The organism is Pseudomonas sp. NPDC077649 (assembly GCF_044542855.1).
Taxonomy (GTDB): domain Bacteria; phylum Pseudomonadota; class Gammaproteobacteria; order Pseudomonadales; family Pseudomonadaceae; genus Aquipseudomonas.
Genome location: NZ_JBITVF010000003.1, coordinates 194,340 through 207,307, shown reverse-complemented (window position 1 = coordinate 207,307; position 12,968 = coordinate 194,340). Strand labels below are relative to the sequence as shown.

Here is a 12,968-nt window from a genome sequence, read left to right as displayed (position 1 = left end):
TACCCGCCGGCGGCGTCAGCGGATCACGTGAGTGCAACAAAAAGCTGCTCAGCGCGGCAGTTCGATGCGTGTGGTCTCGCCAGGCACCTGCGGCCAGTCGCCCGCGGCCCAGCGCTGGCGCGCCTGGTCGATCAGCTCGGGGGTGCTGGCGACGAAGTTCCAGTTCATTCGCCGCGGCCCCAGCGGTTCGCCGCCGATCAGCGCCAGGTGGCATTCGCTGCAGGCGCTGAGGGTCGGGCTGGCGCCTTCCTCCAGCACGGCCAGGCTATGAAGGGGCAGGGCCGTGCCGTCCAGGTCGGCTTCGCCGTCGATCAGGTACAGCGCCCGCTCGCGGTGCTCGGCCGTTATCGCCAGGCTGGCGCCGGCGGCCAGCTTGAGTTCGGCGTAGAGGGTCGGCGAACGCACCGGCACCGGCGACTCGAGGCAGAAGCCGTTGCCGGCGATCAGGGTGATCTGCACGCCCAGGCTGTCGCTGCGCGGCAGCGTGCTGGCCGTGTGGTGGCTGTAGGCCGGCTCGCCGTTCTCCTCGGCTGTCGGCAGCGCCAGCCACACCTGCAGGCCGTGCAGGCGCTTGGCCTGCCCGAGCAGCTGCGGCGGGGTGCGCTCGACGTGGGCGACGCCGCGGCCGGCGGTCATCCAGCTGACGTCGCCGGGGCCGACCAGCTGATCCGAACCGAGGCTGTCCTTGTGCTGCAACTGGCCCTCGAACAGGTAGGTGAGGGTGGACAGGCCGATATGCGGGTGCTGGGCGATGTCCATGCCGCTGCCGGCCGGGTAGGGCTGCGCCAGTATATGGTCGAAGAACACGAAGGGGCCGACGCTGCGGCACTGCGCCGAGGGGAGCGGGCGCAGGATCGGCTGGCCGGCGATATCCTCGGCGCGCGGGCGGATCAGCAGCAGGTCGCTCATGGCTGTGCTCCGCTCAGGCGGGTGTCGACCTGGATTTCGGCGCCGGTCATCAGTTTGTGCACCGGGCACTTGTCGGCGATGCGCAGCAGTTGCTGGCGCTGGCTGTCATCCAGCGCACCGCGCAATTCCAGTTCCACCGCCAGGCGGTAACGTCCCTGGCGCTCCTCGCTGTCGTCGCGCTCCACCTTCACGTCCAGCCCCTCCAGCGGCAAGCCGCGCTGTCGGGCGTAGAGCATCAGGGTCAGGGCCTTGCAAGCGCCGAGGGCGGCGTCGAACAGGTCGTGCGGCTCCGGCCCGGCACCGTCGCCGCCCAGCTCCGCTGGTACGTCGCTGTCGAGTCGATGCGGGCCGATGTCGATGTGATGCAACAGGCCTTTGGCGGTGCTTACGCGAATCATGGCGGGTGTCCCGGCGAGTGATGGTGCTGCCAGCCTAGCGCAGGCCGGGGCGGTCAGACCAGCGCCGACAGCCGTACATCGGCGCCCAGCACGCGCAGCAGACGGCCCTGGGTGTCGAGGATGGGCACCGAGACGGTGAAGCAGAAGGCGTCGGTGGCCGAGGAGCGGTAGACCTGGGTGATATGGCTGCGCAGGCCGTCGGCGACGGCGCGGAACCAGGGCCGCTGGCTCCAGTCGCGGCCGCGGCAGCTGGCGCTGTCGTGGTGCGGCACGTCGGCGGCGAAGACGTTCTCCGACAGCTGCACGCCGCGGCTGTCGACCAGATAGAACAGCTCGAAGCGGCTGTCGCGGGCCAGGGTTTCGCGCAGCAGGCGCTCGGCGGCGAGCGGCTCGCCAGCCAGCGCCGGTTCGCCGGCCAGGCGCTCGACGCCGGCGCGCACCGCGCTGTGGATCTCCAGGCGGAAATCGCCGAGCCCGGCCAGCAGGCGGTCGCCGTCCTCGCGCACCGCCTGGCTGTGGTGCAGCACCTGGCCGGCCTTGCCGAGCAGCTCGCCGGCGACCTGGGCGATGGCTTGCACGTCGCCGTTGATCGAGCGCAGCGCCTGGCCGATCTGCTCGGTGCCGGCGGCGATCTGGCCGACCTGGGCGTCCAGGCGGTCCATGGCCTGGCGCGTGCTGTCCAGGCCGGCGCCGACTTCGCGCATGCCGTCGCGGCCGTCGGCCACCGCCTGGTGCATATGGCCGCCGGCGTCGCCGAGCTGGCGCATGCCGTCGCGAAAGCGCTCGATGATGCCGCTGACCTGGTCGGTGGCCGCGGTGGTATGCCCGGCCAGGCGTCGCACCTCTTCGGCCACCACGGCGAAGCCGCGGCCGTGCTCGCCGGCGCGGGCAGCCTCGATGGCGGCGTTGAGCGCCAGCAGATTGGTCTGCTGGGAGATGCTGGCGATCACCCCGATGACTTTGCTCACTTCGTCCAGCTGGCCGGCCAGTTGCTCGATCACCTGACCCAGCTGCGCCTCGCTGGCGCCGATCGCCTCGACCTGGCGCAGCACCGTCTGGCCACTCTGCTGGCACTGGCGCAGGGTCGCCGAGACCTCGGCCGACAGCCGCGCCACCTCGCCTGCGCCCGGCACCAGTTCGGCGTCGAGGGTGGTGGTGACCTGTTCGCTGGCGCTGGCGATCAGCTCCGAGGACTGCGCCAGGGCCTGGCCGCTCTGCTCGTTGGCGGCGGCGATGCGCGCCAGCTGCGGGGCATGGGCGGCGATGCCGACGGCGGCGCCGAGGCTGGCGCGGATGCGCTGCTGCAGGCCGGCGCTGAAGCCGTTGAGGCGCGCCATCCACTGCCGATGCTCGGGCAGGCGGGTGGTCAGGTCGTGGTGCTGGAACAGGGCGTCGAGGGCGGCCTCGTCCTGAGCCTGGCGGTTCGGTTTGCGCAGCAACTGCAGCATGGTGAGTCCCCTTGATGGTCTGCACGAGGCTTTGCAAGCCGAGTGCCATCATTGGCGCGGCGCCGCGCCCTGGCGGCGAGCGCCAGGCTCCCGGGGCGACGCTGACGCGCTGCCGGCCGCTGCCGCACCAGCGCGGTGCGGCGAACTCGCGGGGCCGGCCCGGGGTCTATGCTGCTCGAACCTGTCAGGAGGACGCGTCTTGCCCATTTTCCGTGTTATCGCGCTGGCGCTCGCCGGCCTGCTCGCCTGCAATGCCCAGGCGCGCGACTACCGCTACAGCGACGCCCATCTGCACTACGTGGATTTCTTCCAGGAAAGCGCCGGGATGGACGAGCTGCTGGAGCAGATGGCCGCCAGCGGCATCGACCATGTGATGCTGTCCGGCATCCCGGTGGCGAAGAAATGGGACGAGGACGAGCCCAAGCGGCCGCGCTACTACGCCGGCGACGACGCCAATGCCTACTGGTACAGCGCCACCGACGTGTTCGTCGCCGCCGCCTACAAGCGCCTGCCGGCCGAGCAGCGCCAGCGCTTCCACCCCTTCCTGTCCGGCTTCAACCCCAACGACAAGAACGCCGACGCCCATATCCGCCGCATGCTCGAGCTGGACCCCGTGCTGTGGCAGGGCATCGGCGAGATCTTCACCCGCCACGACGACCTCACCGCGCTGATCCACGGCAGCGCCCCGCGGGCCAACAACGAGGCGCTGACGCGGGTCTTCCACCTGGCCGCCGAGTACGATCTGCCGGTGATGCTGCACTCCAACATCACCTCCAAGCGCGAGCGCAACCCGCTCTACCTGCAGGAGATCGAAGACCCGCTGCGCAACCACCCGCACGTGCGCTTCATCTGGGCGCATGCCGGCACCAGCATGGAAATTCACCGGCATCAGGACAAGCTGGATTTTCTCCTGCCTACCCTCGAGCGCATGCTCGGCGAGTACCCCAATCTGTACATCGACCTGTCCTGGACCATGCTGCGCCCCTACTTGCTGGACGAGAACGGCAAGGCGGATGCGGACTGGGTGCACCTGGTCAGCAGTTATCCGCAGCGTTTCATGCTCGGCTCCGACGTGGTCGGCCGCTTCGGCAGCCTGGGCGAGTACATGAGGGGGTTCGTCCCCTTCCTCGATGCCTTGCCGCCGGACGTGGCGCAGCAGGTGGCGCGCGACAACTTCCTCGCCGTGCTGCCGCGCAAGGTGCAGGCCGAGCTGAACCGCTAGCGCGGCCGTCATCAGGCTGTCATCTGGGCGTCATAGGCTCGCGCCGATCTCAACAAGGAGCGCGACATGCACCCAATTCAAGTGGCCGCCGTGGCCGGTCTGTTCGCTTGCGCCGCCGCCGTTCAGGCCGAGGTGCGGGTGGAGGGGCCGGTGGAATACGGCATCTTCACCAGCCAGTATCAGGACTTCGAGGCCGGCGAGCGGGTGCTGACCCGCAGCAACCAGGACATCCAGCGCACCGAGCAGGTGCCCGCCAAGCTCGGCACCAAGTTCGGCCTGCGCTACCGCCTGGTGGGCAAGCGCGAGGGCGACGAGCCGCTGACCCTGCTGTATTTCACCCCCGGCGTGGTCACCCCGGACGGTCAGCGCCACGACAAGTTCGAGGTGCGGCAGCAGCTGGTGGCCGGTGCGCCGCAGGACGTGATGGCCTTCGAGTTCAGCGAACATCACGAGGTGGTGCCCGGCGAATGGCACTTTATGGTGTTCCAGGGCGACCGCAAGCTGGCCGAACAGCGCTTTCAGGTACGTTGATCCGCCGCCCGGCCTATGCTGTGAAAGGAGCGGCGCAGGGCAGGGCGATGGCGGACGGGCAGCGGGTACTGGTGGTGGACGACGACGGCGAGGTGCGGCAGCTGCTGCAGGACTACCTCGGCGGTCACGGCTATGCGGTGCACGGCTGCGCCGACAGCGCGGCGCTGCGCCAGGCGCTGCAGGACGGCCTGCCGGACCTGGTCCTGCTCGACGTCGGCCTGCCCGGCGAGGACGGCCTGAGCCTGGCGCGCTTTCTGCGCGAACGCCACGACCTGCCGGTGATCATGATTTCCGGCGCCGGCAGCCCGGTCGACCGCATCATCGGCCTGGAAGTGGGCGCCGACGACTACCTGGCCAAGCCCTTCGACCCGCGCGAGCTGCTGGCGCGGGTCAAGAGCGTGCTGCGCCGCTACCGACACGCCGGCGAGGAGGCGCCAACCTCGGACGGCGGCGTGTGCCTCGGCCGCTTCCGCCTCGACCTGCAGCGCCGCCAGCTGCTCGACGAGCAGGGTGGCGAGATCGAGCTGACCGCCATGGAGTTCGACCTGCTGCAGGCCTTCGCCCAGCGCCCCAACCGGCCGCTGTCGCGCGACCAGTTGCTCAACCTGACGCAGAACCGCGACTGGAACCCCTTCGACCGCTCCATCGACATTCGCATTGCCCGCCTGCGGCGCAAGCTCGAGGACGACCCGGAGAAGCCGCAGATCATCCGCACCCTGCGCGGTGTCGGCTATATGCTGGTGACCCGCTGAACCGACGCTGCCCTAGTGGCTGTTCGCGGCTAAGGCTGCTGCGCAATGTTTCAATTGTTTCACTGTGCCTGCCGGCGGCCAGGGACGTCGCGCGCCTTCCTATACTGGCGCCATAGCCCCTGTGCGGAGGTCCGCCATGCACCCGCTCCCGGCCCTGGTGACCAGCGATCTCGACCACCCGCTGCGGCAGATCGTCGACAACAGCAGTGCGGTCATCTACATCAAGGATCTCGACGGCCGCTACCGCCTGGTCAATCCGGCCTTCGAGCGCTTCTTCCAGCTCAGCGCCGCGCAGGTGCTCGGGCGCAGCGACCACGAGCTGTTCCCGGTGCAGGTGGCCGACGCCCTGCGCAGCAACGACCTCAGCGTGGCCAGCCTCGGCCATTCCATCGAGTTCGAGGAGCAGCTGCTGCTGCGCGAACGCAGCTGGGTCTACCTGTCGAGCAAGTTCCCGCTGTTCGACGAGCGCCACCGGGTCATCGCGGTGTGCGGCATCTCCACCGACATCAGCGAGCGCAAGCGGGTCGAGGAGGCCCTGCGCCACGTCGCCCTCGGCGTCTCGGCGGCCACCGGCGAGGCGGTGTTCGAGGCCATCGCCCGCTACCTGGCGCGCTCGCTGCAGGCCGATTTCGCCTTCGTCAGCCGCGTCTGCGACCCCGATGCCCGGCGCCTGAGCACCCTGGCGCTGTACTTCGACGGCCAGCTGCTGCCCAACCTGACCTACAGCATCGCCGGCACGCCCTGCGAGGAGGTCTTTGGTCAGGCCTTCCACCTGGTCGAGTGCAACCTGGCGCACTGCTACCCGGGGGACGACAGCCTGAGCCACCTGGGCCTCGACAGCTACGCCGGCTACCCGCTGTTCGCCAGCGACGGCCGGCCGCTGGGGCTGATCGCCGTCGGCCATCGCCACGCGCTGCCCGAGCGCAGCCGGGTCGAGTCGGTGCTGCGGATCTTCTCGGTGCGCGCCGCCGCCGAGCTGCAGCGGCTGGACGCCGAGGCCAGCTACCGGGCGATCTTCGAGGCCTCGGAGGACGCCATCTTCGTCCACGAACTGGACAGCGGCGCGCTGCTCGACATCAACCCGCGCGCCTGCGCCCTGTATGGCTACAGCCACGCGCAGATGCTCAGCCTGCCGCTCGACGCCTTCTGCGCCGGCTATCCACCCTACACCGGGGTCGAGGCCCTGGGCTGGCTGGCGCGGGCCCGCGATGAGGGCCCGCAGCGCTTCGAGTGGCACCGGCGCAACCGCGACGGCAGCCTGCACTGGGACGAGGTGTGCCTGAAGCGGGCCAATATCGGCGGTGTCGAGCGTATCCTCGCCTTCACCCGCGAGATCAGCCAGCGCAAGGAGGCCGAATGCGCGCTGCGCGCCAGCGAGCAGCAGTACCGCACCATAGTCGCCAGCGCCCTGGACTGCATCATCGGCATGGACGCCGAGGGCCGCGTGACCACCTTCAACCCGGCCGCCGAGCAGTGTTTCGGCTATCGCCGCGAGCAGGCGCTGGGCCGCGAGCTGGCCGAGCTGATCATCCCGCTGCCGCATCGCGCTGCCCACAACCAGGGCTTCCGCCGCTATCTGGCGACCGGCGAGGGCGCCTTCCTGGGGCGCCGGGTCGAGGTCCAGGCGATGCGCGCCGACGGTCAGGAGTTTCCCGCCGAACTGGCCATCACGGTGGTGCAGGGCGCCCAGGGCAGCCAGTTCATCGGCTTTCTGCGCGACATCACCGAGCGCCGCCAGGCCGAGCAGCAGCGCGCCGATCTGGAGCAGCAGCTGCGCCAGGCCCAGCGCATGGAGGCCATCGGCCATTTGACCGGCGGCATCGCCCACGACTTCAACAACCTGCTGACCAGCATGCTCGGCTACACGGTGATGGCCGAGGAGCTGGCCGAGCGTCAGGGCGACGAGCGCCTGAGCCACTACCTGACGCGGGTGCAGCATTCGGCGGAGAAGGCCCGCGACCTGATCCAGCAGATGCTCACCTTCAGCCGCGGCGGGCGCGGCCAGGCGCAGGCGGTGGCGCTCGACCAGCTGATCGGCGAGTTCCGCCAGCTGTTGCAGTCGACCCTGCCGAGCAGCATCGAGATCGACCTGCAACTGGCCCAGGCGCTGCCGCTGGCGCGGGTCGATCCGCTGCAGCTGGAGCAGGTGCTGATGAACCTGTGCATCAACGCCCGCGACGCCATGGCCGGCAGCGGCCGCCTGCGCATCGAACTGCAGCGCGGCCTGCAGCCGCACGGCATCTGTGCCTCCTGTCAGCAGGCGTTTGCCGGCGACTACCTGGTGCTGCGGGTCAGCGACTCCGGGCCGGGTATCGCCGAGGCGGTGCAGCTGCACATGTTCGAGCCGTTCTTCAGCACCAAGGCGCCGGGGCAGGGCAGCGGCATGGGCCTGTCGATGGCCCACGGCATCGTTCACGAGTACGGCGGGCATATCCGCGTGCACAGCCGCCCGGGCCAGGGCAGCAGCTTCGAGATCTGTCTGCCGCCGCAGGCAGAGGCCGGTGCGCCGGCGCGCGCGGTGACGGCGCAGGTGGCCGCCGCGCATGCCTGGCCGGCGCTGTGTGGGCGGGTGGCGGTGATCGACGACGAGCGCCTGGTCGGCGAGTTCGTCTGCGAGCGCCTGGCCGGCTGGGGGCTGCACACGCGCCTGTGGTGCGACGCCGAGCAGGCCAGCGCGGAGCTGCTGGCCGATCCCTACGCCTGGGACCTGGCGATCATCGACCAGTGCATGCCGCGCCTGACCGGTCTGCAACTGGCGCGGCGCCTGCTGGCCGCCCGCGCCGATCTGCCGATCGCCCTCTACACCGGCTTCAGCGAGCGTCTCGAGGAGGCCGAAGTGCTGGCCCAGGGCGTGCGCGCGCTGCTGCACAAGCCGCTGGACCAGGGCCGCCTGTACGCCTGGCTGAGCGCCCAGCTGGCGGCTGATACCCGCTGATACTCAAGGCATACAAAGGCGCAGCACGGCGCCATCGTGGCGATACAGGGGCGCGGCAAGCTGGCCTCAGGGCTCGGCAACAGCCTGCAGCCCCCAACCACCACGAGGCAACATCCCATGAAACTCCCATTCTTCACCCCTGGGCGCATGAGCCCGAGCCAGGCCGCCGGCGAGACGGCGCCGCGCCAGCACGGCGCCGCGCGCCGCCGCAAGGCGTCCGCCGCCGGCGACCGCATGCTGTGCATCTACCTGGCGCAGAACCCCGGACTGACGCGCCGCTACATGGACCTGAGCTGATTGCCTAGACGAACATCAGGTGCGCGCCCGCGCATCGAGGACTCCTCATGAAACGCCTTGCCATCTTTATCTACGGCCTTGCCTGCTACGCCCTGTTCCTGGCCACCTTTCTCTACGCCATGGCCTTCGTCGGCAACCTGCCGGCGGCGCCGCGCACCATCGACGGCGCACCGCTGTTGCCCCTGGCCGACGCCCTGGCGATCGACCTGTTGCTGCTGACCCTGTTCGCCGTGCAGCACAGTGTGATGGCGCGCCCGGCCTTCAAGGCCCTGTGGACGCGAATCATCCCGATCGAAGCGGAGCGCAGCACCTACGTGCTGTTTTCCAGCCTGGCGCTGATCGCCCTGTTCTACTTCTGGCAGCCGCTGGGCGGGATGATCTGGGAGATCGACAACCGCAGTGGGCGCTTGCTGCTCAACGCCGGCTTCGGCTTCGGTTGGGCGCTGGTGCTGTACAGCACCTTCCTGATCAACCATTTCGACCTGTTCGGCCTGCGCCAGGTGTGGCTGCAACTGCTCGGCCGGCCCTACACCGCGCTGCCGTTCCAGACCCCGGGGGCCTACAAGCTGGTGCGCCATCCGCTGTACCTGGGCTGGTTCTTCGCCTTCTGGTGCACGCCGCAGATGAGCGCCACCCACCTGCTGTTCGCCCTGGCCACCAGCGCCTACATCCTGCTGGCCATCGTCTTCGAGGAGCGCGACCTGCTGCGGGCGTATCCGCAGTACCGCAGCTATCGTCAACGGGTGCCGATGCTGCTGCCGCGCCTGCGCGGCAAGCGCAAGGTAGAGGAGCTGGAGGAGGCGGTCTGAAGCATCCGCTCGCCAACCGAAGGCGCCCCACGGGGCGCCTTCGGCATGTGTGCAGAAAATTTTCGTGCGCCCCATCAAGCGTCCAAGGCACGAGCCGATACAGGTGAAAGTAGTTAGCTGAATCTTTTCAGGCCTGCAGTCAGGAATGGCAGCGGGTTGCCGACAACAGGAGCACCATCAATGTCGCTGCGTAATCTTGCCATCGCCCCGCGGGCGGCCCTGGGTTTTGGACTGGTGGCACTGCTGGTGCTGCTGCTCGGCGCCTTCTCTCTGCTGCAGATGGCGGAGATGCGCAAGCAGTCCACCGAGGTCGACGAAAACTGGCTGCCCAGCGTGCTGGCGCTGGCCGAGGTGAGTCAGGACGCGCTGCGCCTGCGCGCCATCACCCTGCGCCTGATGCTCAACCGCGAACCGGAGCAGGTGCAGAGCAACCTGCGCCTGGCCGAGGAGCTGCGCGCCATGCTCGCCAAGGCGCAAACGGCTTACGAGCAGCGCATCACCACCAGCGAGGAGCGTCGTCTCTACGACGACTTCAAGCGGGCCGAGACGGCCTACCTGCAGGAGCAGGGGCGGATAGTCGAGGCGGTGCGCCGCGGCGATTTCGATGCCGCGATCGCAGTCGCCGGCGGCGTGCTCAACCAGCACGCCGACGCCATGGCCCGCGGCCTGCGCGAACTCTCGGAACTCAACCGCAGCGCCGCTTCGGCCGCGGCGCAGCGCGCCGGCGCGGTGTTCGAGTCGGCGCGCGCCTGGGTCATCGGCATGCTGCTGCTGGCGGCCCTGGCCACCGTGGCGCTGGCGCTGCTGCTGACCCGCAGCATCGTCGCGCCGCTGGCCGAGGCGGTGCGGGTGGCCGAGGTGGTGGCTTCGGGCGACCTGACCCAGTCGATCCAGGTGCTCGGCAACGACGAGCCGGCGCGCCTGCTGGCGGCGCTGAAAAGCATGCAGCAGAGCCTGCGCAGCACCATCCAGAGCATCGCCGACTCCTCCAACCAGCTGGCCTCGGCGTCCGAGGAGCTGCACGCGGTGACCGAGGACTCGAGCCGCGGCCTGCACCAGCAGAACACCGAGATCGAACAGGCGGCCACTGCGGTCAACCAGATGACCGCCGCGGTGGAGGAGGTGGCGCGCAACGCGGTGAGCACTTCGGAGGCCTCGCGCGAGTCCAACCAGGTCGCCCAGCAGGGCCGCGAGCAGGTGCGCCAGACCGTCAGCTCGATCAGTCAGCTGGCCGAGGACGTGAACAGCACCTCCGGGCAGGTCGAGCAGCTGGCCGAGCGGGTGCGCGAGATCAGCAAGGTGCTCGACGTGATCCGCTCCATCGCCGAGCAGACCAACCTGCTGGCGCTCAACGCCGCCATTGAGGCCGCGCGGGCCGGCGACGCCGGGCGCGGTTTCGCCGTGGTCGCCGACGAGGTGCGGGCGCTGGCCCATCGCACCCAGCAGTCGACCCAGGAGATCGAGCAGATGATCGGCGGCATCCAGAGCGGCACCGACCAGGCTGTGGGAGCGATGCACAGCAGCAACGGCCGCGCCCGTTCCACCCTGGAGGTGGCGCAGGCCGCCGGCACGGCGCTGGAGCAGATCGCCCAGGCGATTGCCTCGATCAACGAGCGCAATCTGGTGATCGCCAGCGCCTCGGAAGAGCAGGCGCAGGTGGCGCGCGAGGTGGACCGCAACCTGGTCAACATCCGCGACCTGTCGCTGCAGAGCTCGGCCGGTGCCAACCAGACCAGCGCCGCCAGCCAGGAGCTGTCGCGCCTGGCGGTGGACCTGAACAGCCTGGTGGCGCGCTTCAAGGTCTGAGGCCGACAGGGGGGCTGCCGGCGAGTCAGGCTGATCGCAAGGCTTTCTGATGCAGCAACGAAAACGGCGCCCGCAGGCGCCGTTGTCTTTACTGCCGGGCAGCTGTCACTTGCCGGCCCAGCGCTTGAGCACCAGGGTGGCGTTGGTGCCGCCGAAGCCGAAGCTGTTGCTCATCACGGTGTCGAGCTTGGCGTTCTCCACGGTCTTGAGCTGGATCGGCAGGTCGGCCAGTTCCGGATCGACTTCCTCGATGTTGGCCGAGGCAGCGATGAAGTTACCTTCCATCATCAGCATGCAGTAGATCGCTTCCTGCACGCCGGCGGCGCCCAGGCTGTGGCCGGACAGGCTCTTGGTCGAGCTGATGGCCGGCGCCTTGTCGCCGAACACCTCGCGCACCGCGCGGCTCTCGGCGACGTCGCCGACCGGGGTGGAGGTGCCGTGGGTGTTGAGGTAGTCGATCGGCGTGTCGACGGTGGCCAGGGCCTGCTGCATGCAGCGCACCGCACCTTCGCCGCTCGGTGCGACCATGTCGTAGCCGTCGCTGGTGGCGCCGTAGCCGACGATTTCGGCGTAGATCTTCGCGCCGCGGGCCAGGGCGTGTTCCAGCTCCTCGACCACCACCATGCCGCCGCCGCCGGCGATGACGAAACCGTCACGCTTGGCGTCGTAGGCGCGCGAGGCCTTGTCCGGGGTTTCGTTGTACTGGGTGGAGAGGGCGCCCATGGCGTCGAACAGGAAGCTCTGGCTCCAGTGTTCTTCTTCGCCGCCGCCGGCGAACACCACGTCCTGCTTGCCCATCTGGATCTGTTCCATGGCGTGGCCGATGCAGTGAGCGCTGGTGGCGCAGGCCGAGGAGATCGAGTAGTTCACGCCCTTGATCTTGAACGGCGTGGCCAGGCAGGCGGAGACGGTGCTGCCCATGGTGCGTGGCACGCGGTACGGGCCGACGCGCTTGACGCCTTTCTCGCGCAGGATGTCGAGGGCTTCCATCTGATTGAAGGTGGAGGCGCCGCCGGAACCGGCGATCAGACCGGTGCGCGGGTTGGAGACCTGTTCCTCGCTGAGGCCGGCGTCCTTGATCGCCTGCTCCATGGACAGGTAGGCGAAGGCGGCGGCGTCGCCCATGAAACGGTAGACCTTGCGGTCGATCAGCTCTTCCAGGTTCAGGTCGACCGAACCGGAGACCTGGCTGCGCAGGCCCATCTCGGCATAGGACGGGTTGAAACGGATGCCCGACTTGCCGGCACGCAGGCTGGCGGCTACGGCTTCTTTGTCAGTGCCCAGGCAGGAAACGATGCCCAGACCGGTGATCACTACACGACGCATGTGCAAGTCCTTCAGAAACTGTCGGTGGAGGTGAACAGGCCGACGCGCAGGCCTTCGGCGCTGTAGATCTCGCGTCCGTCGACGCTGACGCTACCGTCGGCGATGCCGAGGATCAGCGAGCGGCTGATGGTGCGCTTGATATGGATGTTGTAGGTGACCTTCTTCGCCGTCGGCAGCACCTGGCCGAAGAACTTCACTTCGCCCGAACCCAGAGCGCGGCCGCGGCCGGGGTTGCCCTGCCAGCCGAGGTAGAAGCCGACCAGCTGCCACATGGCGTCGAGACCGAGGCAGCCGGGCATGACCGGGTCGCCCTCGAAGTGGCAGCCGAAGAACCACAGGTCCGGATTGATGTCGAGCTCAGCGACGATTTCGCCCTTGCCGTGCTTGCCGCCGGTCTCGCTGATGTGAACGATGCGGTCGATCATCAGCATGTTCGGGGCGGGCAGTTGCGCGTTCCCCGGACCGAACAGTTCGCCGCGGCTGCAGGCGAGCAGGTCTTCCCGGGTGTAGGCGTTTTGTCTTGTCATGCGAGCTC

The 12,968-nt window shown here is 69.1% G+C and carries 12 protein-coding genes and 1 pseudogene; 7 read left to right on the top strand and 6 right to left on the bottom strand.

Translation table 11 applies throughout. The annotated features are described in order from the left end of the window. Positions 1–48 precede the first annotated feature (48 nt). From ACIGFL_RS11230 to ACIGFL_RS11215, 4 genes and pseudogenes are all read right to left on the bottom strand, one after another. Positions 49–909, bottom strand: coding sequence for a pirin family protein (locus ACIGFL_RS11230; RefSeq protein WP_397497230.1), 861 nt, complete (start codon positions 907–909; stop codon positions 49–51). After that, the gene (locus tag ACIGFL_RS11225; protein WP_397497229.1) at positions 906–1,307 is read right to left on the bottom strand and encodes an OsmC family protein; all 402 of its coding nucleotides are present in this window, start codon (positions 1,305–1,307) and stop codon (positions 906–908) included. Before ACIGFL_RS11225 ends, ACIGFL_RS11230 begins: the two co-directional genes overlap by 4 nt. 53 nt (positions 1,308–1,360) lie before the next feature. Then, positions 1,361–1,579 (bottom strand): PDC sensor domain-containing protein, encoded by a 219-nt coding sequence (locus ACIGFL_RS11220; protein ID WP_397497511.1) that lies wholly within the window; start codon positions 1,577–1,579, stop codon positions 1,361–1,363. Between the two features lie 345 nt (positions 1,580–1,924). Continuing rightward, a pseudogene (locus ACIGFL_RS11215) lies at positions 1,925–2,266 on the bottom strand (methyl-accepting chemotaxis protein); the annotation flags it as partial. A gap of 670 nt (positions 2,267–2,936) precedes the next feature. On the opposite strand from ACIGFL_RS11215, the gene ACIGFL_RS11210 reads away from it, so the two are divergent. The 7 genes from ACIGFL_RS11210 to ACIGFL_RS11180 all read left to right on the top strand — a co-directional run bounded on the left by ACIGFL_RS11210 (position 2,937) and on the right by ACIGFL_RS11180 (position 11,107). Continuing rightward, complete coding sequence (locus tag ACIGFL_RS11210; protein ID WP_397497510.1) at positions 2,937–3,977, top strand: amidohydrolase family protein; 1,041 nt, start codon at positions 2,937–2,939, stop codon at positions 3,975–3,977. 66 nt (positions 3,978–4,043) lie between these two features. Continuing rightward, the gene (locus tag ACIGFL_RS11205; RefSeq protein WP_397497228.1) at positions 4,044–4,508 is read left to right on the top strand and encodes a DUF3859 domain-containing protein; all 465 of its coding nucleotides are present in this window, start codon (positions 4,044–4,046) and stop codon (positions 4,506–4,508) included. A gap of 47 nt (positions 4,509–4,555) precedes the next feature. Continuing rightward, positions 4,556–5,260, top strand: a complete 705-nt coding sequence (locus ACIGFL_RS11200) for a response regulator (protein ID WP_021444021.1) — start codon at positions 4,556–4,558, stop codon at positions 5,258–5,260. Positions 5,261–5,396: 136 nt separating this feature from the next. After that, positions 5,397–8,195 carry a PAS domain S-box protein gene (locus ACIGFL_RS11195; RefSeq protein ID WP_122107755.1) on the top strand — a complete coding sequence of 933 codons (2,799 nt, stop codon included), beginning with the start codon at positions 5,397–5,399 and terminating at the stop codon, positions 8,193–8,195. A gap of 117 nt (positions 8,196–8,312) precedes the next feature. Then, positions 8,313–8,492 carry a hypothetical protein gene (locus tag ACIGFL_RS11190; RefSeq protein ID WP_147459029.1) on the top strand — a complete coding sequence of 60 codons (180 nt, stop codon included), beginning with the start codon at positions 8,313–8,315 and terminating at the stop codon, positions 8,490–8,492. A 47-nt stretch (positions 8,493–8,539) separates the two neighbouring features. Further along, positions 8,540–9,301 (top strand): methanethiol S-methyltransferase, encoded by a 762-nt coding sequence (gene mddA, locus ACIGFL_RS11185; protein WP_397497227.1) that lies wholly within the window; start codon positions 8,540–8,542, stop codon positions 9,299–9,301. A 180-nt stretch (positions 9,302–9,481) separates the two neighbouring features. Beyond that, positions 9,482–11,107, top strand: a complete 1,626-nt coding sequence (locus ACIGFL_RS11180) for a methyl-accepting chemotaxis protein (protein ID WP_397497226.1) — start codon at positions 9,482–9,484, stop codon at positions 11,105–11,107. A 105-nt stretch (positions 11,108–11,212) separates the two neighbouring features. On the opposite strand, the gene fabB is transcribed toward ACIGFL_RS11180, so the two are convergent. Both fabB and fabA read right to left on the bottom strand, forming a co-directional pair. Continuing rightward, positions 11,213–12,433, bottom strand: coding sequence for a beta-ketoacyl-ACP synthase I (fabB, locus tag ACIGFL_RS11175; RefSeq protein WP_021443687.1), 1,221 nt, complete (start codon positions 12,431–12,433; stop codon positions 11,213–11,215). 11 nt (positions 12,434–12,444) lie between these two features. Next, on the bottom strand, positions 12,445–12,960 hold the full coding sequence (fabA, locus tag ACIGFL_RS11170) for a 3-hydroxyacyl-[acyl-carrier-protein] dehydratase FabA (RefSeq protein WP_021443686.1): 516 nt from the start codon (positions 12,958–12,960) through the stop codon (positions 12,445–12,447). Positions 12,961–12,968: the final 8 nt, after the last annotated feature.

Coding starts and splice junctions, on each gene's coding strand:
- ACIGFL_RS11230 (WP_397497230.1), bottom strand. CDS start 909: ATGAGCGACCTGCTGCTGATCCGCCCGCGCGCCGAGGATATCGCCGGC.
- ACIGFL_RS11225 (WP_397497229.1), bottom strand. CDS start 1,307: ATGATTCGCGTAAGCACCGCCAAAGGCCTGTTGCATCACATCGACATC.
- ACIGFL_RS11205 (WP_397497228.1), top strand. CDS start 4,044: ATGCACCCAATTCAAGTGGCCGCCGTGGCCGGTCTGTTCGCTTGCGCC.
- ACIGFL_RS11200 (WP_021444021.1), top strand. CDS start 4,556: ATGGCGGACGGGCAGCGGGTACTGGTGGTGGACGACGACGGCGAGGTG.
- ACIGFL_RS11195 (WP_122107755.1), top strand. CDS start 5,397: ATGCACCCGCTCCCGGCCCTGGTGACCAGCGATCTCGACCACCCGCTG.
- ACIGFL_RS11190 (WP_147459029.1), top strand. CDS start 8,313: ATGAAACTCCCATTCTTCACCCCTGGGCGCATGAGCCCGAGCCAGGCC.
- mddA (WP_397497227.1), top strand. CDS start 8,540: ATGAAACGCCTTGCCATCTTTATCTACGGCCTTGCCTGCTACGCCCTG.
- ACIGFL_RS11180 (WP_397497226.1), top strand. CDS start 9,482: ATGTCGCTGCGTAATCTTGCCATCGCCCCGCGGGCGGCCCTGGGTTTT.
- fabB (WP_021443687.1), bottom strand. CDS start 12,433: ATGCGTCGTGTAGTGATCACCGGTCTGGGCATCGTTTCCTGCCTGGGC.
- fabA (WP_021443686.1), bottom strand. CDS start 12,960: ATGACAAGACAAAACGCCTACACCCGGGAAGACCTGCTCGCCTGCAGC.